This is a genomic window from Flintibacter sp. HCN-6482 (assembly GCF_037892565.1).
GTDB lineage: Bacteria > Bacillota > Clostridia > Oscillospirales > Oscillospiraceae > Lawsonibacter > Lawsonibacter aceti.
The window spans coordinates 152,892-173,616 of sequence record NZ_JBBKBK010000003.1; the positions used below are offsets into that span (position 1 = coordinate 152,892).

General features: G+C 63.4%; 21 protein-coding genes and 1 other annotated feature. Of the genes, 20 read left to right on the forward strand and 1 reads right to left on the reverse strand.

Features of this window, described 5'->3' with window-relative positions; translation table 11 throughout:
* Positions 1 to 22 precede the first annotated feature (22 nt).
* The 12 genes from mutS to WKS99_RS10380 all read left to right on the forward strand — a co-directional run bounded on the left by mutS (position 23) and on the right by WKS99_RS10380 (position 11,862).
* Positions 23 to 2,629, forward strand: a complete 2,607-nt coding sequence (gene mutS, locus WKS99_RS10330; protein WP_340405904.1) for a DNA mismatch repair protein MutS — start codon at positions 23 to 25, stop codon at positions 2,627 to 2,629.
* A gap of 10 nt (positions 2,630 to 2,639) precedes the next feature.
* Entirely contained in the window at positions 2,640 to 3,395 is a 756-nt protein-coding gene (locus tag WKS99_RS10335; protein WP_340405905.1) for an AAA family ATPase, read from the forward strand.
* A 2-nt stretch (positions 3,396 to 3,397) separates the two neighbouring features.
* The gene (locus WKS99_RS10340) at positions 3,398 to 3,907 is read left to right on the forward strand and encodes a hypothetical protein (protein ID WP_340405906.1); all 510 of its coding nucleotides are present in this window, start codon (positions 3,398 to 3,400) and stop codon (positions 3,905 to 3,907) included.
* A 50-nt stretch (positions 3,908 to 3,957) separates the two neighbouring features.
* Entirely contained in the window at positions 3,958 to 5,988 is a 2,031-nt protein-coding gene (gene mutL / locus WKS99_RS10345; protein WP_340405907.1) for a DNA mismatch repair endonuclease MutL, read from the forward strand.
* A gap of 165 nt (positions 5,989 to 6,153) precedes the next feature.
* Complete coding sequence (locus WKS99_RS10350; protein ID WP_240286369.1) at positions 6,154 to 6,828, forward strand: hypothetical protein; 675 nt, start codon at positions 6,154 to 6,156, stop codon at positions 6,826 to 6,828.
* A 21-nt stretch (positions 6,829 to 6,849) separates the two neighbouring features.
* Entirely contained in the window at positions 6,850 to 7,791 is a 942-nt protein-coding gene (gene miaA, locus WKS99_RS10355; protein WP_147572481.1) for a tRNA (adenosine(37)-N6)-dimethylallyltransferase MiaA, read from the forward strand.
* A 67-nt stretch (positions 7,792 to 7,858) separates the two neighbouring features.
* Positions 7,859 to 8,095 (forward strand): RNA chaperone Hfq, encoded by a 237-nt coding sequence (hfq, locus tag WKS99_RS10360; protein WP_147572480.1) that lies wholly within the window; start codon positions 7,859 to 7,861, stop codon positions 8,093 to 8,095.
* Positions 8,096 to 8,214: 119 nt separating this feature from the next.
* Entirely contained in the window at positions 8,215 to 8,325 is a 111-nt protein-coding gene (locus tag WKS99_RS13530; RefSeq protein ID WP_147572479.1) for an RNA chaperone Hfq, read from the forward strand.
* A gap of 104 nt (positions 8,326 to 8,429) precedes the next feature.
* Positions 8,430 to 9,695, forward strand: a complete 1,266-nt coding sequence (locus WKS99_RS10365; protein WP_240286371.1) for an HlyD family efflux transporter periplasmic adaptor subunit — start codon at positions 8,430 to 8,432, stop codon at positions 9,693 to 9,695.
* A 50-nt stretch (positions 9,696 to 9,745) separates the two neighbouring features.
* Entirely contained in the window at positions 9,746 to 10,471 is a 726-nt protein-coding gene (locus WKS99_RS10370; RefSeq protein WP_240286373.1) for a YggS family pyridoxal phosphate-dependent enzyme, read from the forward strand.
* Between the two features lie 26 nt (positions 10,472 to 10,497).
* A complete protein-coding gene (locus WKS99_RS10375) occupies positions 10,498 to 10,998 on the forward strand; it encodes a cell division protein SepF (RefSeq protein WP_147572476.1) in 501 nt (166 codons plus the stop codon).
* A 123-nt stretch (positions 10,999 to 11,121) separates the two neighbouring features.
* A complete protein-coding gene (locus WKS99_RS10380) occupies positions 11,122 to 11,862 on the forward strand; it encodes a DivIVA domain-containing protein (protein ID WP_147572475.1) in 741 nt (246 codons plus the stop codon).
* Between the two features lie 38 nt (positions 11,863 to 11,900).
* Here WKS99_RS10380 and WKS99_RS10385 read toward each other — a convergent pair whose 3' ends face one another.
* On the reverse strand, positions 11,901 to 12,122 hold the full coding sequence (locus tag WKS99_RS10385) for a hypothetical protein (RefSeq protein WP_240286375.1): 222 nt from the start codon (positions 12,120 to 12,122) through the stop codon (positions 11,901 to 11,903).
* A 94-nt stretch (positions 12,123 to 12,216) separates the two neighbouring features.
* Here WKS99_RS10385 and WKS99_RS10390 point away from each other — a divergent pair, with 94 nt between their 5' ends.
* The 8 genes from WKS99_RS10390 (at position 12,217) to WKS99_RS10425 (ending at position 20,707) form a co-directional block, all read left to right on the forward strand.
* Positions 12,217 to 12,390, forward strand: coding sequence for a ribbon-helix-helix domain-containing protein (locus tag WKS99_RS10390; protein ID WP_240286377.1), 174 nt, complete (start codon positions 12,217 to 12,219; stop codon positions 12,388 to 12,390).
* Positions 12,391 to 12,429: 39 nt separating this feature from the next.
* Positions 12,430 to 12,643 (forward strand) — a binding site (T-box leader).
* Between the two features lie 68 nt (positions 12,644 to 12,711).
* Positions 12,712 to 14,133, forward strand: a complete 1,422-nt coding sequence (locus tag WKS99_RS10395) for a glycine--tRNA ligase (RefSeq protein WP_147572472.1) — start codon at positions 12,712 to 12,714, stop codon at positions 14,131 to 14,133.
* A gap of 363 nt (positions 14,134 to 14,496) precedes the next feature.
* Positions 14,497 to 15,273, forward strand: a complete 777-nt coding sequence (locus WKS99_RS10400) for a TIGR00282 family metallophosphoesterase (protein WP_340405908.1) — start codon at positions 14,497 to 14,499, stop codon at positions 15,271 to 15,273.
* A 2-nt stretch (positions 15,274 to 15,275) separates the two neighbouring features.
* Positions 15,276 to 16,358: a metallophosphoesterase family protein gene (locus WKS99_RS10405; RefSeq protein WP_262669536.1), complete on the forward strand. Its 1,083-nt coding sequence runs from the start codon at positions 15,276 to 15,278 to the stop codon at positions 16,356 to 16,358.
* Entirely contained in the window at positions 16,355 to 18,607 is a 2,253-nt protein-coding gene (locus WKS99_RS10410; RefSeq protein ID WP_340405909.1) for an ATP-binding protein, read from the forward strand. Before WKS99_RS10405 ends, WKS99_RS10410 begins: the two co-directional genes overlap by 4 nt.
* A 68-nt stretch (positions 18,608 to 18,675) precedes the next feature.
* Complete coding sequence (gene lepB, locus WKS99_RS10415) at positions 18,676 to 19,287, forward strand: signal peptidase I (RefSeq protein ID WP_240286383.1); 612 nt, start codon at positions 18,676 to 18,678, stop codon at positions 19,285 to 19,287.
* Positions 19,288 to 19,479: 192 nt separating this feature from the next.
* On the forward strand, positions 19,480 to 19,872 hold the full coding sequence (locus tag WKS99_RS10420; protein WP_186852929.1) for a zinc ribbon domain-containing protein: 393 nt from the start codon (positions 19,480 to 19,482) through the stop codon (positions 19,870 to 19,872).
* Between the two features lie 10 nt (positions 19,873 to 19,882).
* On the forward strand, positions 19,883 to 20,707 hold the full coding sequence (locus WKS99_RS10425) for a purine-nucleoside phosphorylase (RefSeq protein WP_147572467.1): 825 nt from the start codon (positions 19,883 to 19,885) through the stop codon (positions 20,705 to 20,707).
* The last annotated feature ends 18 nt before the right edge of the window (positions 20,708 to 20,725 follow it).

Genomic DNA, 20,725 nt, shown 5'->3' on the forward strand with positions numbered 1-20,725 from the left:
GAGAAGAAAGTAGGTGCCCCCTATGCCGGCAGAAACCACCCCCATGATGCAGCAATACCTGGATATCAAGGCCCAGAACCCGGACTCCATCCTGTTTTTCCGGCTGGGCGACTTCTACGAGATGTTCAACGAGGACGCCAAGCTGGTGTCCAAGGAGCTGGACCTGACGCTGACCACCCGGGACCGGAACAAGCCCCCGGAGGAGCGCACCCCCATGTGCGGGGTCCCCTATCACTCCTGTGACAGCTATATCGCCCGGCTCATCGCCAAGGGCTACAAGGTGGCCATCTGCGAGCAGACCGAGGACCCGGCTCTGGCCAAGGGCCTGGTAGACCGAGAAATCATCCGGGTTATCACTCCGGGCACCGTCATCGCCTCCTCCATGCTGGAGGAGGGGAAAAACAACTACATCTGCGCCGTCTACGCCGACTCGGCCGCCTTTGGCCTGTGCCTGTGCGACATCTCCACCGGCGAGGTGTACGCCACCTCTTTCTCCGCCGGAGCGGAGGCCCTGGACCACCTGGAGAACGAGCTGGGTAGATTTCACCCCGCCGAGGCGGTGCTGTCCGACGGGGCGTTTCAGCTTGACGGCCTGGTCCCCTTCCTGCGGGAGCGGCTGGACTGCCCCTGTGAGAACGGTGGGGAGGCCAGGTTCCGCCTGGACGCCGCCCGTCCCCTGGTGGAAAAGCAGTTTAAGGCCGGGCTGGACACCCTGCCTCGGGGGGACGAGGGGGCGGTCCAGGCCGCCGGCGGCCTGCTGACCTATCTCTACGAGACCCAGAAGACAGACCTGTCCCACATCGCCAACTTTACCTACTACACCGCCGAGCAGTTCATGGAGCTGGACCTGACCGCCCGGCAGACCCTGGAGCTCACCTCCACCCTCCGGTCCAAGGACAAGAAGGGCTCCCTGCTGTGGGTGCTGGACAAGACAAAGACCGCTATGGGCGGCCGCCTGCTCCGGGGCTGGATGGAGCGGCCCCTCCTCTCCCCAGTCCAGATCGGCCGGCGGCAGCAGGCCGTGTCCGACCTGGTGGAGGACATCATCACCCGGGAGGAGCTGGCCCTCACCCTGCGGGAAGTCACCGACCTGGAGCGGCTCATCGGCCGGGTGGTCTATGGCTCCGCCGGCGGGAGGGACCTGGTGGCCCTGTCGGGCGGCCTGGCCCGACTGCCCCGTATTCGGGAACTGCTGGGCCACTGTCCCTCCGCCCTGCTCCAGTCCCTCCGGGAGGAGCTGGACGACCTGCCCGAGGTCCGGGACCTGCTGGACCGGGCCCTGGTGGACGAGCCCCCCTTCTCCGTCCGGGAGGGCGGCTTTATCCGGGATGGCTATGATCCGGAGGTGGACGAGCAGCGCAACCTGCTGGAGCACTCCGCCGAGCTGCTGGCCCAGCTGGAGGCCCGGACCAAGGAGCAGACGGGCATCAAGAACATGAAGATCAAGAGCAACAAGGTCTTTGGCTATTACATCGAGGTGGCCAAGTCCCAGATCGACCTGGTGCCCCCTGAGTGGGCCCGGAAGCAGACTACGGTGAACGCCGAGCGGTACATTTCCCAGGAGCTGAAGGAGCTGGAGCACGCCATCCTGTCCGCCCAGGATAAGGTGACCGCCCTGGAGTACCAGATCTTCTGCCAATTAAAGCAGGCCGTGTGCGCCCAGGTCCACCGGGTGCAGAAGTCCGCCGCCGCCGTGGCACAGGTGGACGTGCTCAACTCCTTCGCTGCTGTGGCCGCCGCCAACGGCTACTGTATGCCTCAGGTGGACGCCTCCAACTCTCTGACCATTGTGGAGGGCCGCCACCCCGTGGTGGAAAAGGTGTTGAAAAATGCCCTCTTTGTCCCCAACGATACCCACATGGACTGCGGCCAGGATATGTGCGCCATCATTACCGGCCCGAACATGGCGGGCAAGTCCACCTATATGCGCCAGGTGGCCCTCATTGTCCTCATGGCCCAGATGGGCTCCTTCGTCCCAGCCAAGTCGGCCCATATCGGGGTGGTGGACCGGGTGTTTACCCGCATCGGAGCCAGCGATGATCTGTCCGCCGGCCAGTCCACCTTTATGGTAGAGATGACCGAGGTGGCCGCCCTGCTGAAAAACGCCACCCGGCGCTCCCTGCTCATTCTGGACGAGATCGGCCGGGGCACCTCCACCTATGACGGCATGGCCATCGCCCGAGCGGTGTTGGAGCACTGCGCCGACCCCAAGCGGCTGGGGGCCAAGACCCTGTTCGCCACCCACTACCATGAGCTCACCGCCCTGGAGGGCCAGATCCCAGGGGTGAAGAACTACAACATCGCCGCCAAGAAAAAGGGCTCTGACGTCATCTTTCTGCGGAAGATCGTCCGGGGCGGGGCCGACCAGAGCTACGGCGTGGAGGTAGCCAAGCTGGCCGGGGTGCCCGACCGGGTGGTGCGCCGGGCCAGGGAGATTCTGGAGGAATTGGAGGCAGGAGTACCCCAGCCCGCTGCCGGGACACAGCCATCGGTTGAGGAGCAGATCTCCCTGGGCGACCTGGGGGGCCAGACCGTGCTGAAGAAGCTGCGGATGACCGATGTGAACGTCCTCTCCCCCATCGAGGCGCTGAATCTGTTGGCCGAGCTGAAGCAGGATCTGGCCCAGTGAGAGGAGCGCCATGGACCGCCGCTATATCGACCGTATCTACTTAAATCAGCCTGTCCCGGCGGACAGCTATCTTGCCGCCCTCCCGGCCGTCCGGGCCCTGGGGGGCCGGGACCACCCCCTGACCTTCCCCGCTCCCGTCACCTTTTTGGTGGGGGAGAACGGCACGGGCAAATCCACTCTGTTGGAGGCTGTTGCGGTGGCCTGTGGCTTCAACGCCGAGGGAGGCACCCGAAATTTCAGCTTTTCCACCCGTGACACCCACTCTCCCCTGCACCGCTATCTGACGGTGGGGCGAAGGAGCTACCCACGGGACGGCTTTTTTCTTCGGGCGGAGAGCTTCTATAACGTGGCTACCAACATCGATGAGATGGACGAGGAGCCGGGGCCGGGCGGACGGGTCATTGACAGCTACGGCGGGGTGTCCCTCCACCGGCAGTCCCACGGGGAGAGCTTCCTCTCCCTGGTGGAGCACCGCTTTGGCGGCCAGGGCCTATACCTGCTGGACGAGCCGGAGGCCGCCCTCTCCCCTGCCCGGCTGATGACTCTGCTGGTCCACATCCGCCATCTGGTGGGACGGGACTCCCAGTTTCTCATCGCCACCCATTCCCCGATCCTGATGGCTTACCCCGGCGCCTGTATCTATCAGTTGTCAGAAACAGGGATCTCCCAGGTGAACTATCGAGATACAGAGCACTATCAGCTGACACGGCGGTTTCTGGAGGCCCCGGAGCGGATGATGGAGCTGCTGTTTCAGGAGGAGGGCTGACCATGTCCCGCAAAAACGCCGGAAAAAACAGCCCGGATTCCATATCCCAAATAGCGGCCTTAATACTTATGGCTCTGGGTACTTTGTTTTCTGTGCTGGGCCTGCTGGGGTATGTATTAGACCTGCCCATGAAAGCGGATGAGGCGCGGGGATCTCTCCCTATGGGACTGGTCATTCTGGCTGTTGGAGGGGCGTGCGACCTGTGGGCACGGAGTAAAAAAGCCGCCCGCATCCGCCTGTTGACGGAGGGACAGCCTGTTCCGGGAGAGATCCTGGAGATCCGGCGCCACATTTTTATCACCTGGAATGAAAATGACTGGATCAATTTTCCGGGAAAGAATTCCCCCTGGAGTGTTTCGTGCCGATACACCTGGGAGGGAAGGGAGTACACCGTTCAAAGCCCCCTGATATGGCGGGAGCCGGTCAGATCCGGACCGGTCACTGTTTATCTGGACGCAAAAAAGCCGCGCCGGGCGGCGGTGGATCCGGACAGCGTTGCCACAGTGTTGTAGGCACAGCGGCCTGAACGCCCCACAGCTTAGAACAGAAAAAGAGGTATATCATGCCAAATATCCAAGTGTTAGACCCCCATGTTGCCGACCTGATCGCCGCCGGTGAAGTCGTCGAGCGGCCCGCCAGCGTGGCCAAGGAGCTGATGGAGAACGCCATCGACGCTGGGGCCTCCGCCATCACGGTGGAGATTTCCCACGGAGGAATGACCTTCCTCCGGGTGACGGACGACGGGAAGGGCATCCCCGCCGGGGAGCTGAAAACCGCCTTCCTCCGCCACGCCACCAGCAAGCTGCGCACTGAGTATGACCTGGAGGCCATCGGCACCCTGGGTTTCCGGGGGGAGGCTCTGGCCGCCATCTCCGCCGTGTCCCGTGTGGAGGTGATGACCCGGACAGCGGACGCCCCTCTGGGGGCCTCCCTGGCCCTGGAGGGCGGAGTACCGGGACAGGTGGAGGAGGCGGGCTGCCCCCTGGGCACCACCATGGTGGTGCGGGACCTGTTCTACAACACCCCCGCCCGGCTGAAATTCATGAAAAAGGACGCCGCCGAGGGGGCGGCCGTCTTTGCCGTGGTCCAGCGGGCGGCCCTGTCCCACCCGGAGGTGAGTGTGAAATTTATCAGGGACGGCAAGCAGGAGCTGCTCACCCCCGGTGACGGACAGCTTCAGTCCGCCGTCTATTCCGTCCTGGGCCGGGAGCTGGCACTGGGCTTCCGCCCGGTGAAGGCAAGCGGCGAGGATATGACTGTGACCGGCTTCGTGTCCATGCCCGCCTGCTGCCGGGGCAGCCGGAGCTGGCAGTTCTTTTTCGTCAACGGCCGCCAGGTGAAAAGCCCGCTGATGGCCGCCGCCCTGGAGCAGGCCTATCAAAACCAGAAGATGGTGGGCAAATTTCCAGGCTGTGTCCTCCATCTGGAGTTGAGGCTGTCCGCTGTGGATGTGAACGTCCACCCCGCCAAGACCGAGGTGAAGTTCGGCCAGGAGCGCCAGGTATTTTCCGCCATATACCACGCGGTCCTCTCCGCCCTGGAGAGCGACCACTCCCACCCCCAGGTGGAGCTGAAAAACACCGTCCTGGCCGGGGTGAGGCCCCAGGATACGGTTACGCCGAACCAGACCCGGCTCGGAGGTCCGTCCTGGGCGGCGGAGGGACGGCAGGGGGAAAGGCCCCCCGTCCTACCCCAGCCCCCCCGCCGGGAGAGCGTCCCGTCCGGCGTGGTCCAGGTCCATGACACCAGCTACCAGGGTCGGCCGGCCGTCCCCGCCGGAGAGAGGAAGCCCGTTGGGCGCTTCAGCCCCAGCCCTCTGGCCGCCGTCCTGACCCCGGCCGCCCCGGCGAGGCGGGAGGAGGCGCCCGGCCGTGCCACAGGGAGCCCCATTCCGCCAAAGGGCGATTCCACCGGGCAGGGGGAGCTGCCCCGTAGGAATCAGGAGGCTCCGCCGCAAGTGACGGTGGCGGAGGAGCGGCCTGGTCAAGAGCGGGACGCCTCCGCCGGGGACACCCCCCTTATCCCCCAGGAGGAGGGCTGGCGCTTGGCCGGGGAGGTGCTCAACACCTATATCATCGTGGAGCGGGGGGACACGGTGTATTTGATCGACAAGCACGCCGCCCATGAGCGGATGAACTTTGACCGGATGAAGGCGTCGGGCTATGACCCCATGGCTCAAAGCCTGCTGGCCCCCGCCATCTGCCGCCTGTCCGCCCAGGAGCGGGAGGTCCTGCTGGCCCACGGGGCGCTGCTGGAGGAGTTCGGCTTTGAGGTGGACCAGCTGGGGCAGGACCTGGCGGTCCGTCAGGCCCCCTTTGACGTGGCGGTGGAGGATATCCCCGCCACCCTGGAGGAGATCGCCCAAAAGCTGCTGACTACGGGCGGGGCGGACCCCGCCGCCGCCCGGGATGAGCTGCTCCACACCATGGCCTGCAAGGCGGCCATCAAGGGGGGCTGGAAGACCAGTCCTCAGGAGCTGGAGCGGGTGGCCCAGGCGGTCATGGAGGGCAGCGTAAAATATTGTCCTCACGGTCGGCCGGTAGCCATCGAGCTGACGAAAAAGGAATTGGAAAAACAGTTCAAAAGAGCCTGATAGGGCAATATTTTACAGGCGCAGCCGCCGCAGGGGGGAATCTATTTTCCCCCGAGGAGAAATCAAAAAAGGGCTCCCGGCGTGGAAGCCCCCTTTCCATAAGGAAACGGAGCGTCGAAAAGCGAGGGGCGGCAGACCGCCCCCGGTGGTTGGAGGTGAAGATCCATGGCGATCGAATGGAATCGGTATCTGGCCCGCTACCAGCAGGAGCGGGGCGGCTATTTCTTCGGCAACGGAGACTCCTGCTGGGACGGATATCTGGTACTGGCGGAGGGGGAAAAGACCCCCCTTCTGGTCTGGTTTGACACGGAATTCACCGGAGGGAGCAGCAGAGACGTGCTGAGGGCCCGGACCATGGTGTGGCTGGATGGGGAGTATACGTTACACATCCGGGCCAAGAGCGTGGTGGGGGCGGGGGTTCAGAACGTGATGGGTCTCGTGGGCGGAGATATGGAGTTTGGATATCCTGAGGCCACCCGTGGCCGGATCATCACCACCAACAGCCCCGCCTTTACCAAGCTGGTGCTGGGAGATCTGGCCCTCCGCAACGCTTTGGCTATGCGGGAAAAAGATTCCATCCAGGTGGGAGAGGCCCCCCAGGGCGGGGGCTGGCATAGGATAGAAGTCAATGCCGGCGATGTGTTCGGCACAATAGGGGGCGCCTCCCCCTGGATCAATGAGGCTATGGCCGCTGATACCCTCTATATGGACCCGGAGGACAAGGAAGCCCTTTTACAGGCGGGCAGCAGGTGCTTTAATACTCAAATGGACGGGTTTTTAGGGCTCCTCCGGGCGGCACGGGACGGGGTGACCATGTGGCCTATGCCCAAGACAACGTAACTGACAGCGGAGGTGGCTCTTATGCCCCCAAAAATCTTAGTCATCAGCGGCCCCACCGCCTCCGGCAAGACAAAGCTGGCGGTGGCGCTGGCCAAGGCCCGGGGCGGCGAGGTGGTGTCCGCCGACTCCATGCAGATCTACCGCCGCATGGACATCGGCACCGCCAAGCCCACCCATGAGGAGATGGAGGGCGTGCCCCACCATATGCTGGATGTGGCCGAGCCGGAGGAAAACTTTTCTGTGGCCCGGTATGTGGACATGGCCGCCCGCTGTGTGGACGACATTCTCGCCCGGGGCGGTCTGCCCATCGTGGCCGGAGGGACCGGACTGTATATCGACTCCCTGCTTTCCGGGCGGACCTTCGCCCACTTTGACCCGGACAGCGCCCTCCGTGCCCAACTGGAGGAGCGGGTCCGGCGGGAGGGGGGCCAGGCCCTGCTGGACGAGCTGGCCAGGGCGGACCCGGATACCGCCGCCCGCCTCCACCCCAACGATGAGAAGCGGATCGTCCGTGCCCTGGAGGTCTATCTGTCCACGGGAAAGACCATCACCCAGCACAACAGGGAGACCCTCGCCCTGCCCCCCCGCTATGACGCCCTGACCATCACCCTGGCCTTTCAGCGCCGGGAGGATATGTGGGCCCGTATCGACCGCCGGGTGGACGAAATGATGGAACGGGGGCTGGCACAGGAGGTCCGCTCCCTGCTGGACAGCGGCGTGCCGGAGAAGTGTACTGCCATGCAGGCCATCGGCTATAAGGAGATGGCCGCCGCCCTGCGGGGAGACGGGGATGTGGACCGGGCCGCGAGGGAGATCCAGCTGCGCTCCCGTCAGTACGCCAAGCGGCAGCTCACCTGGTTCCGCCGGAACGGGGCGGCCAAATGGATCACTTGGGACTCTGAGCCAAATTTTGCCCAGGCCCTCCAGGTTTCGACAGGATATCTGGAAGATTTTGGTATATAGTGGAAGCACTCAAGGGTGGAAAACAAATCTGGTTTCCCCCTTAAAGAAAAAAGGAGTGCTACATATCATGCAGAAAACCAACAACCTTCAAGAGATTTTCCTGACCCAGGTCCGCCGGGACCGCCGGCCCGTCACCATGTTTTTGATGAACGGCTTTCAGATGCGGGGCTATGTCACCGGATTTGACGCCTTTACTGTAGTGCTGACCAGCGATGGCAAGCAGCAGATCATTTATAAACACGCCATTTCCACCATCGTTCCGGAGCGGCCGGTGCCCCTGTGCGAGCCCGGGGAGGGAGACTAATCTGCTGCTTGCCGCGGGAGCGCCAGCGACCCGCGCGAAGCGCGTAAAATTGCCGGCCGAGCCGGCAATTTCCGGAGGGGCAATTCATTTGCCCCGAGGATATAAAAAAACGGGACCCCATGGGGGCTTGCCCCCCATGGGAAAAGCAGCAGATCATTTATAAACACGCCATTTCCACCATCGTTCCGGAGCGGCCGGTGCCCCTGTGCGATCCGGGGGAGCTGGAATGACCACCGTCTGTCTCAAGGGCGGTCTAGTGGCTCCAGGGCTGTGAATTGCGGGTCCTCCGGGGTTCCGCCGGGGCAGGCACGCTGTACAGAAAGAGAGAATACCCATGAAGCAAGGAAAATCTGTCATCACGCTGGTGATGGTCCTCATCGCCGGGGCGCTGGCCATCTACTTTGGCTACTACGTCTTTGACACCTTGAACGACCCCTTCACCACCACTCTGGCCTACTCCTACACGGTCAACGACAGCGTGGAGGCCGATGGTCTGCTGGTCCGGGAGGAGAAGGCGCTGTCCGGTCAGGCCGGCATCCTGGACGTGACCCGGACCGAGGGAGAGAAGGTGGGCGTGGGCCAGACCGTGGCTCTTATCTACCGGGACAGCCAGGCCCAGGCCGACCAGGCCGAGCTGGACAGGCTGTCCATGGAGATCGAGCTGCTCCAATATGCCGCCGCCCAGAGCGGCGACGTGGAGTCGGCCGCCCGGCTGGATGAGGATATCCTCCAGTCCGTGGTATCTCTGCGGGCCTCTACGGCCCTGGGGGACTACGCCGATCTGGAGGATCAGGTGCGGGAGGTAAAGAGCGGCGTCCTGAAGCGGGGCTATACCTACGGCGACGGCCTCACCTCCGCCGATTTGACGGCCCAGCTCCAGAGCCTGAAGAGCCAGCGTTCCGCTCTGTACAAGCAGTCTTCCGGGGCCACGACCCGGATCACCGCCGACCGGTCCGGCGTGTTCTCCAGCCTGGTGGACGGCTATGAGAGCTTGCTGACTCCGGAAACGGTGTTCCAGCTCACCCCCTCCTCCCTGGCCGCCATGATGGACAGCCAGAGCGCCGACGAGGGCGCGGTGGGCAAGCTTATCACCTCCGACCGGTGGTACTTTGCCGCCAGCCTGCCCAACGAGGCGGCGGAGCGGCTGCGGGAGGGGGGAACGGCCCTCCTCCGGTTTACCGGGGACTTCTCCCAGGACGTGGACATGCGGGTGGAGCAGGTGGGTCCCACAGAGGGAGAGGTGACCCTGGTGGTCTTTTCCTCGGACCGGTATCTGGCCCGTACTACTCTGCTGCGCCATCAGACGGCAGAGCTGATTTTTGAGAGCTTCTCCGGCCTGCGGGTGCCCAAGGAGGCGGTCCGCATGATAAAATCTACCCAGAAGGATGAGGAGACCGGCGAGGAGCGGGAGGTCAGCAAGCTGGGCGTCTATGTGCTGGTGGCCGGCCGGGCGGAGTTTAAGGGCATCCAGGTGGTGACGGAGGGCGGCGACTACTATGTGGTCAAGCCTACTTCCACCAGCAGCGATGCCCTGCGGGCCGGGGACGAGGTCATCACCCAGGCCATCGGGCTGTTTGACGGCCAACTGCTTCAATTCTAAGCGCATTCAAAAGGGGAAGATCCCTTGAGATAGAGAGAAGGTCATATTTTATGGAGCTGGCACAAAATATTCAGGCGGTGCGGGCAAAAATCGCCCAGGCGGCGGCTGACGCCGGCCGGACGCCGGGTGAGATCACCCTGTGCGCCGCCACCAAGGTACAGACGGACGAAACCATCCGGGCGGCTATTGCCGCCGGGGTCCAGGTGTGCGGGGAAAACCGGGTTCAAGAGCTGACCGCCCACCTGGAGGCCGGGGCCTATGAGGGGGCCAGGGTCCACTTTATCGGCCACCTCCAGACCAACAAGGTCAAGCAGGTGGTGGGAAAGGTGGAGCTCATCCATTCGGTGGACTCGGAGCGCCTGCTCCGGGCCATCCACAGCCAGGCGGAGAAGTTGGGCATTGTCCAGGACATCTTGCTGGAGGTCAACATCGCCGGCGAGGAGAGCAAGGGGGGCTGCTCCCCTCAGGAGGCGGAGGAGCTGGCCCAGCTGACGGCCCAGCTTCCCCATGTCCGGCTCCGGGGCCTGATGGCTATTCCTCCGGTCTCACTGGAAATTGGTTCCAACCGGCCATATTTTCAGGCCATGCGACAGCTTTTTGTTGACATAAAGGAGAAAATGTCGGATAATCAAGCTAGTATAGACTGTCTGTCCATGGGGATGAGCGGCGACTACGCCGACGCCATCGCCGAGGGATCTACTCTTGTCCGGGTGGGCACCGCCCTGTTTGGGCCCCGGCCTCCCATGGGCACGCCCCGGACGGACATACACAAATGACGCGCTGAAGAAAAGAGGAACGTGTGATGGGACTTTTTGACGAATTTAAGCGTTTGGCCCACCCCTATGAGGACGAGGAGCCCGACGACGACTTTGATGGCTTTGACGACTTCGACGCCCCCGCCCCACGGGCAGAGCGCCGGGAGCGGCCCGAGCGGTTGGAGCGGTCCTCCCGGAATGTGGACACCCTGTACGGCTCCTCCCAGGAGGAGGAGCGCCGGAGCAACAAGGTGGTCAACATCCGGGCGGCGACCCAGCTCCAGGTGGTGCTGGTCAAACCGGAGAAGTTTGAGGACGCCTCCGCCATCGCCGACCATCTGCGGGAGAAGCGAACGGTGGTGCTGAACCTGGAGTCCACCAACAAGGAGATCGCCCGCCGCCTGCTGGACTTCCTGTCCGGCGTGGCCTACGCCAACGAGGGCAAGATCAAAAAGGTGGCCATCTCCACCTATATCATCACCCCTTACAACGTGGATATCCTGGGCGACCTGATCGACGAACTGGAGAACAACGGGCTATATTTCTGAGATCGCCGCCCAAGCCCCGTCACGGATGGGGCGGCGCGGCAAGCGCCGTAAATTGGAAGGGCCGGCATACCCGTCGGCCCGCTTCCCTTTTGGCAGTAGAAAGATTTTAGGAGGGATCACACTATGCTTACGCCCCAGGAAGTGTCTGAGCGCGCCTTTCAAAAGGCCACCTTCAACGGCTACAATATGTCCCAGGTGGACGAATTTTTGGATATTCTGACGGCGGATTACTCCGCCCTGTACAGCGAGAACGCCGTGCTGAAAAGCAAGATGAAGGTGTTGGCCGACAAGGTGGAGGAGTACCGGGCCACCGAGGACGCCATGCGGCAGGCCTTTATGATCGCCCAGCGCCGGGCGGATGATCTGGTCCGGGAGGCGGAGCAGAAGCGTGCCGCCCTGATCCACGAGGCGGAGGGCGAAGCGCGCCAGCGTATGGAGAGCATTACCAAGGAGGTGGAGGCGGAGGAGTTCCGGCTTCAGCAGGCCAAGAACGCCACCGCCGCCTTTGTGGATAAGCTGCGGGCCATCCACGCCAAGCAGGAGGAATTTTTGGACCAGCTGGGCGAGATGTGTCCCGACGCCCAGCCCCAGCCGGCCCCTGATCCGGTGGAGGAAACGGTGTCCGAGATAGACGACAATGTTCAGCGATTGCTGAACCAGGCCATGCTGGAGGCCACGGCGGAGAATTTGAAGGCCCGCCAGGAGGCGGAGGAGGAGCCTGAGGATCTGGAGGATACCGCCGAGTTTGGCCCCGTGTCGGGCGGCGAGGCGGAGGACGAAGATGAGGAGGATCTGCCCCCAGTCCGGGGCAGCCGCATTAACTTCGGTGAGCTCCAGTTCGGCCGAGACTATGAGATCAAATGAAGAGAGCCGGACTTGTCCGGCGTGAAATAAGCGGCCTCTCAACCGATTTCCGGCTGAGAGGCCGCTTCACGCTGTCCATCTTCCGCGCCGCCGCGGAGGAGGGTAAAGATGGGCTCCTCCTGAGGCGGGGCCCCTCCCGCCGCCTGCCATCCAGCGGCAAAGGCCAGACGGGCCAGGGTGAACATCTGGTTCGCCGCCTCGTCATAGTCCCTCCGCTCTAAAAAGCAGGAGAAGGCGGCTTCAAAATCATTGGAATACATATGCATCACCTCTTTTAGTACGATTATAGGCGATTCGATAGGATTCGTCAATATTAAATACTATTTGATAGTATAGTCGTATATGGTGATAAGTATGAAGCCGCTTAAAACAAAAATCAGTATTACATTGGATGACCCGGTACTGGAGCAGACAAAGCGTCTGGCTGAAAGAGAGGACCGCTCTTTGTCCAGCTATATCAATCTGCTCCTGAAGGCCCATCTGGAGCGGATGGAAAAAAACGGGGCTGACGGGGCGAAAAAACCGTAAATTCCCTTGACAACGGGGAAAAACTGTCATACAATACGCTTCAAAGCAAGGACAGAGAATAGTACCCAGCGGCGGGGCTTCAGAGAGAGGATGGCTGGTGAAAATCCTCCAAAGCCGCGAAGGGAAGGCGCCTCTGGAGCGCGGGCAGGAAATGGCCCGCCGGTCCCCCCGCCGTTACCGGGAACGAAGCGCGTGTCAGCCAGACACGAATTCAGGTGGAACCGCGGATATTTGTAACATATTCGCCCTGAGCCCCAAGGGCTCGGGGCGCTTTTTTTGCTCTGAGCCAATCAAACAGTATGATGAAAAGGAGCAGTTACCATGAAAAACACCGAAAAGACCATGGAGAAGATCGTCAACCTGTGTAAGGGCCGGGGCTTCATTTTCTCCGGCAGCGAGATCTACGGCGGACTGGCCAACACCTGGGACTACGGCCCCCTGGGTGTGGAGCTGAAAAACAATGTGAAAAAGGCATGGTGGAAGAAGTTCGTTCAGGAGAACCCCTACAACGTGGGCCTGGACGCCGCCATTTTGATGAATCCCCAGGTGTGGGTGGCCTCCGGCCACGTGGGCGGCTTCTCCGACCCCCTGATGGACTGCAAGGAGTGTAAGGAACGCTTCCGCGCCGACAAGGTCATCGAGGATTGGTGCCAGGAGAACAGCTTTGACCTGGGCCACAGCGTGGACGCCATGAGCCAGGCCCAGATGAAGGAGTTTGTGGAGGAGCACAACATCCCCTGCCCCTCCTGCGGCAAGCACAACTGGACCGACATCCGCCAGTTTAACCTGATGTTCAAGACCTTCCAGGGTGTTACCGAGGACGCAAAAAACACCGTCTACCTCCGCCCCGAAACCGCCCAGGGCATCTTTGTCAACTTCCAGAACGTCCAGCGCACCACCCGCCGGAAGCTGCCCTTCGGCGTGTGCCAGGTGGGCAAGTCCTTCCGCAACGAGATCACCCCCGGAAACTTCACCTTCCGTACCCGTGAATTTGAGCAGATGGAGCTGGAGTTCTTCTGCACCCCCGGCACCGAGCTGGAATGGTTCGCCTACTGGAAGGACTTCTGCCATCAGTGGCTGTTGAACCTGGGCATGAGGGATGAGAATTTACGCCTGCGGGACCACGACCCGGAGGAGCTGTCCCACTACTCCAACGCCACCACTGACTTTGAGTTCGTATTCCCCTTCGGCTGGGGCGAGCTGTGGGGCGTGGCCAGCCGGACCAACTTCGACCTGACCGCCCACCAGAACACCTCCGGTAAGGACATGACCTACTTCGACCAGGAGAAGAACGAGCACTATATCCCCTATGTGGTGGAGCCCTCCCTGGGCGCCGACCGGGTGACACTGGCCTTCCTGGTGGACGCCTATGACGAGGAGGTGGTGGATGCCGAGAAGAACGATGTCCGCACTGTCCTGCGCCTCCACCCTGCCCTGGCCCCCTTCAAGTGCGCCGTGCTTCCCCTGTCCAAGAAGCTGGCCGACAAGGGCCGGGAGATCCAGGCCGAGCTGTCCAAGTATTTCATGGTGGACTACGACGACGCCGGCTCCATCGGCAAGCGTTACCGCCGGCAGGACGAGATCGGCACCCCCTACTGCATCACCGTGGACTTCCAGACCGTGGGCAGCGACACCGATGAGGCGGACAACGCCGTTACCATCCGGGACCGGGACACCATGGAGCAGGTCCGTGTTCCCATCAGCGAGCTGAAGGGCTGGCTGGAGGAGAAGCTGGCCTATTAAGCAGACGGCCGCCACCTGCTCCATGCCGCCTGCTGAAGCGGCGGTTTAAAAATTCGACCGCAGGGAGAATTTCCGGAGGGCGGATCCATTCCGTCCGAGGATTTTAATTGCCTTGGGGCCCCACACAAAGCCCGCTTTGTGTGGGAGCGCAGGTCCGTGTTCCCATCAGCGGGCTGAAGGGCTGGCTGGAGGAGAAGCTGGCCTATTGATCTGCCCCTCCGCCCCGCAATCAGGCCCTCCGTGCCGCCCATGACCTCCATGGGCGGCGCTTTTTCTTTTGCCTCCGGTGGTTGCGGACCGGCCTGGGATACGGTATAATCCATTTGAATAGAAGTGGTACCAACTTGGAGGAGGGGCTTTGTTATGCTGTTGAAGATACTGGCCGTGGGGGATGTGGTGGGCGAGGGAGGCCAGGATATCCTGGCCCGCCGGCTGCGGGAGCTGCGGGAGGACACCGGGGCCCACTTTGCCGTGGTCAATGGGGAGAACGCCTCTGGTGTGGGCATCACCCCCGCCCAGGCCCGGCGGATGCTGGAGGCGGGGGCCGACGTTATCACCCTGGGCAACCACACCTGGAACCGTATCCAGATCGGCGAATTTTTGGACAAGGACCCCCATATCCTCCGTCCGGCCAACTACGCCGGCCGGGTGCCGGGCCGGGGAATGGGGATATACCAGTGCCAGGGCCAGCGCGTCGCTGTCCTGAACCTGATGGGCCGGGTGGAGCTGAACCCCAACCTGGATAGCCCCTTTAAGGCCACCAATTTCCTCCTCCGGGGGCAGGACTACGACCTGGCCCTGGTAGACTTCCACGCCGAGGCCACCAGCGAGAAGGGGGCCATGGCCTGGTATCTGGATGGGAGGGTCCAGGCCGTCTGGGGCACCCACACCCATGTGCCCACCGCCGACTGCCAGATCCTGCCCAAGGGCACGGGCTTTGTCACCGACCTTGGAATGACCGGTCCCAAGCGGTCCGTGCTGGGCATACGGCCGGAGCACTCCATCAATCTGTTCCTGGGAGGACTGCCCCGGCGGTATGAGGAGGCGGAGGGGAACTGCAAGCTCAACGCCTGCCTGTTTACCATCGACACGGAGACGAAGCGGTGCGTGGAGGTCCGCCGGGCGGACCTGGAGGAATAATCATGATTAGAATAATCCATGGGGCTGACTTCCACCTGGACAGCCCCTTTTCTGGCCTCTCCCCGGACCAGGCGGCACGGCGGCGGGGAGAGCAGAGGGAGCTGCTGGGCCGCATGGCCCAGGCGGCACGGGAGAGGGCGGCCGACCTGGTGCTGCTGGCCGGAGATCTGCTGGACTCGGAGCGGGTCTTTCAGGAGACGGCCCAGGCCCTGGCCCGGGCCCTGGGGGACATCCCCTGCCCGGTGTTCCTCTCTCCGGGAAACCACGATTTCTGGTCCCCCCGGTCGGTGTACGCCACCCTGGACTGGCCGGAAAACGTCCATATTTTCTCCTCCCCACAGATGGAGGCGGTAGAGCTGCCCCAGTTGGGCTGCACGGTCTGGGGCCGGGCCTTTTATGACAGCCGCCAGACAGACAGCCCGCTGGCCGGCTTCCGGGCCCCAGAGGGGAAGGGTGTGCAGATCATGTGCGTCCACGGCGACACGGCGCCCCAGAGCGAGTATGGGCCCCTCTCCCCCGCCGAGATCGAGACCAGCGGCCTGGACTACCTGGCCCTGGGCCATATCCACCAGGGGAGCGGCCTGCGGCGGGCGGGCCGGACCTTCTGGGCCTATCCCGGCTGCCCGGAGGGCCGCGGCTTTGACGAGCTGGGACAGAAGGGCGTGCTCTATGTAGAGCTGGAGGAGGGCCGGGCCCAGGCCCAGCTCCTCCCCCTGGGCCGCCGCCGGTATGAGATTCTGCCGGTGGATGTTACGGGAAAGGAACCGCTGGAGGCCGTACTGGCCGCCCTGCCCCAGGACACCAGCGAGCACATTTACCGCATTCTGCTCACCGGCGAGGGAGAGAGCCCAAATCTGCCGGCGCTGGAGCGGGAACTGGCCCCCCGGTTTTACGGCCTGACCCTCCGGGACCAGACAAGACTGCCCACAGACCTGTGGAAACGGCGGGAGGAGGACACCCTGACTGGCCTCTTTCTCCGGGCCATGTGGACAAAATGTCAAGAGGAGCCGGAGGAGCGGACCTATCAGATGGCCGCCCGGTTCGGCCTGGCCGCCCTGGAGGGCGGGGAGGATGTGTCCCTATGAAGATAAGATCCATGACGGCCACTTTCGGCAAGCTGGACCACGCCCGGCTGGAGCTGGGGGATGGCTTAAATCTGATCTATGCCCCCAACGAGGGGGGCAAATCCACCTGGGCCGCCTTTTGGAAGGCTATGCTCTATGGCATCGATACCCGGGACCGGGATAAAAAGGGGTATTTGGCGGACAAGAACCGGTATCAGCCCTGGTCCGGCGCCCCCATGGAGGGGACTATGGACCTGGAGTGGCAGGACCGGGACATCACCCTCCGCCGGGGTCCCAAGGGCAGCGCTCCCTTCGGGGCCTTTTCCGCCGTCTACACCGGGACGGAGGAGGCGGTCCCCGGCCTGACTGCCGCCAACTGCGGCGAGCTGCTCACCGGTGTGGGACGGGAGGTCTTTGAGCGGTCGGCCTTCATTGGATTGGGTGGAGACCTGGCGGTTACAGCGGCCCCGGAGCTGGAGCGGCGTATTGCCGCGCTGGTGTCCTCCGGGGAGGAGGACGTGTCCTACTCCCAGACCGAGGGGAGGCTGCGGGAGTGGCTCAACCGCCGAAAGGTCAACCGAAGCGTGGGGCTGATCCCCAGGCTGGAGGGAGAGCTGCGGGAGGTGGACCAGGCCCTGGAGCAGTTGGAGGAGCTGTCCGGCCGCATCGCCCTGCTGGAGGGGGAGCGGACCGCCCTGTCCGCCCGTAGAGACCTGCTGGCCGCCGAGCGGGCGACCCACCGCCGATTGGCCCAGCGAGAGCTGGACCGGCGCTTTGCCCAGGCCAGGGAGGAGCTTGAGGCGGCCAGGAGCCAACTGGCCACCCTGGAGGGGGAGACGGCCAAATACGGCCCGCTGCCCGACAAGGACCTGCTGAAGAAGGCACAGGGAGAGCTGCAATATTTGAAGGTGCTGGACGAGGAACTGCGCCAGGGCGAGGCGGCCCGGAAGGAGGCGGAGGAGGTCTATGTCCAGGCACAGATCGCGGCCCAGGACGACCGCTTTCCTGGCATGACCTGGGAGGAAGGGGCCCAGGCCGTCCAGAAGGCCCTGTCCGACTACAACACCGGCCTGGCCACCGCGCGGGTCAAGGGGATGGCGGCCAAGCTGTTCCCTGCTCTGGGCCTGCTGTTTGCCCTGATTGCCGGTGTGGTCGGCGGGGTCCGGGAGGGACAACTGCTGTCCTATCCCCTCTACGCCGGGGGCTTCATCTTTCTGCTTACCTTGATGGCGGGGTTTGTCAACCACACCGGCCGACGGGCCTGGGAGGACCGGTGCGCCAAGCTGCTGGAGCGGTACCGGGTGCAGTCCCCCCAGGAGCTGGAGGAACTGGCCCAGGACTACCGGCGGCGGTGCCAGGCGGCGGAAGAGGCGGCCCGCCAGGTTCGGACCATCCGGGGAACGTTGAGCGACCGGCAGGCCCGCCGGGACAACAGCCGGACGGACCTGTTGGACTTTGTCCACACTTTCTCCCCCCAGGTCACCGACCTGTTCGGCTGCTCCGCCGCCCTGTCCAGAGGGCTGAATCTGGACCACGAGCTGTCCCTGGCGCGGGAGCGGGTGGAGGAGCGCCGCCGCCGTCTGGATGACTTAGAGGCCCAGGGAGGCGGGCTGCCTGAACCCGTTGGAGAGGCGGAGCCCCCCGCCCGGACCCCGGAGGAAACAGAGCGGGCCCTGGCGGAGACGGAGCGCCGGCTGGCCCAGACTGACCAGGACCTGAATCAGGCCCTGGGACAGCGGAAGGCGGTGGGCGATCCGGCGGCCCTGGCTGCCCGTCGGGAGGAGCTGGCTGCCCAACTGGACCGCCGACAGGAGGAATATCGTGCCCTGGCTGTTGCGCTGGAGGCGCTGAAAGAGGCCAACGCCCAGCTCCAGCAGCGATTTTCCCCGGAGCTGAATCGGCTGTCCGGCCAGTATCTGGCCCGGCTCACCGGGCAGCGGTACCAGTCGGTGGCACTGAACCGGGAGCTGGAGGGTGCTGCCGCCCGGATAGAAGATGTGTCGCCTAGAAACGCGCTGTTCCTGTCCCGAGGGACCGCGGACCAACTGTACCTGTCGGTGCGGCTGGCGGTGTGCGGCCTATGTCTGCCTGAGAAGCCCCCCATCCTGCTGGACGACGCCTTGGCCGCCTTTGACGACAGGCGGATGGTCCTGGCGCTGGAGCTGCTGAAGGAGCTGGCCCGTGAGCAGCAGGTCCTCCTCTTTACCTGCCAGCGCCGGGAAGGGGCTGCCCTGGAGGGGACGTCTGCGGTTACCCGGTTGGAATTATAAGTTGAATTTGGATGGAAAAGCGGCTATAATAGCAGGGCTTCACGGTGATACAGAAGGAGGGATACCCTTTGTCAGAAGAGATGGATCAGTTCCTGGACCAGAAGGACGAGGAGCCCCAGGAGGTGCGGCCTCTGGGGTCGGAGCTGTATGAGTGGCTCCAGATGCTGATGGGCTGTGTCCTGGCCGCGGTGCTGCTGTTTACCTGCTTGGGCCGTCTGACCCGGGTGGATGGAGAGTCTATGAACAACACCCTGCAGCACGGGGAGATGATGTTGGTCTGGTCCCTGGGCTACCAGCCCCAGCAGGGGGATATCGTGGTCGTCAACAAGACCACGGCTGAGTTTTTAGGGGGCAAGGCCATCGTCAAGCGGGTCATCGCCACCGGCGGTCAGACCGTGGATATCGACTATGGCACCAGTACGGTCTATGTGGACGGGGTGGCTCTGGACGAGCCCTATATCAGAGAGCCTATGGGGGTGCCCTATACCCCCTCCGCCTACGACTCCACGGGAGTTCAGACCCACTGGGAGGTGCCTGAGGGCTCTATCTTTGTGATGGGAGATAACCGGAACAAGTCTACCGACAGCCGGGATGCCCGGCTGGGCGCCATCGACGAGGATTATGTGCTGGGCAAGGTGGTGTGCGGCCTGTGGCCCCCTTCCAAGATCGGTCCCCTGTAACGGAATATCGGCTTCAGCCCGTCCGCGCCCGGCGCGGGCGGGCTATTTTTTACGGAAAACCGCCGGCTGCACAGGGATTTGTTGCAATCACAGGGGGATTGGTGTAAAATAACAGGGAACTGTCACGGGTGGAGAGTGGTCTCCTCCCCTCTGACGAAACTGAAATACAGATGCGGGAAAGGAGCGCATAGTATGGACGACAAGGTGAAGGAACTGCTGGATAAGATCCGCGGCACTGCCTCTGTGGCCGCCGACGCCGCCGCCGACACCGCCAGGGTGGCGGGTAAGAAGGCTGGCCAGATGGTGGACGTGGCCAAGCTGAATGTCCAGCTCTTCGATCTGAACGGAGATTTCAACGACATCCTGCGCCGACTGGGCCAGGTGATGTATGACACCCACAGGGGCCAGACCCCTGAGGGAGACCCGGTGACAGAGCTGCTGGCCGAGGCCGATGAGACCGCGGCCAAGGTGGAGGAGGTCAAATCCCGCATCGCCGACCTGCGCCAGTCCCGCAGCTGCCCCACCTGCGGCGCGCCCTGCGGTAAAGGGGACAAGTTCTGCCGCAGCTGCGGCGCCTCTCTGTAAGGAGGGGGCCATGGGCTATACGATGGAGCAATACCGGACCAGCGCCAAAGCGATCCGGGACCGCCTTGGAGACTTTATCCCTAAGGTGGCCATGGTGTTGGGCTCCGGTCTAGGCTATATGGGGGACGAGGTGGAGGGTGCCGTCGCCATCGATTACTTGGATATTCCCAACTTTAAGGCATCCACCGCGCCGGGACACAAGGGGCGGCTGGTCTTCGGCACTCTGGAGGGGCAGCGGGTGGCGGTCATGCAGGGCCGAACGCACCACTACGAGGGCTACTCCTATGAGGAGGTGTCCTACGCCGTCCGGGTGCTGCGCCTGCTGGGGTGTGACACCCTGATCGTCACCAATGCCGCCGGATGCGTCAACACCAGCTGGCAGGCCGGGGACCTGATGCTCATTACCGACCACATCAAGATGTTTTCCGAGTCTCCTCTCCGGGGGGAAAATCTGCCCGAGTTCGGGGTCCGATTCCCCGACGCCTCCCATCTGTACACCCCCCGCCTCCGGGAGCTGGCCCGCCAGACGGCCCAGGAGCTGGGCATTCCTCTGCGGGAGGGGGTCTACTTCTACTGCTACGGGCCTCAGTATGAGACCCCGGCAGAGGTCCGGGCCGCCCGCGTCCTGGGGGGCGACGCCGTGGGCATGTCCACCGCGCCGGAGGTCATCGTGGCCGGCCACTGTGGCATGGAGGTGCTGGGCCTGACTCTGCTGTCCAATATGGCTGCCGGCATCCTGGACCAGCCTCTCAGCGAGCAGGAGGTGCTGGAAGCCGGCGAGGCGGCCCGTGAAAAGTTCTCCGGTCTGGTGCGGGCGTGTCTGAGGAAGATGTGATCTCTTTGCCCGGCGATG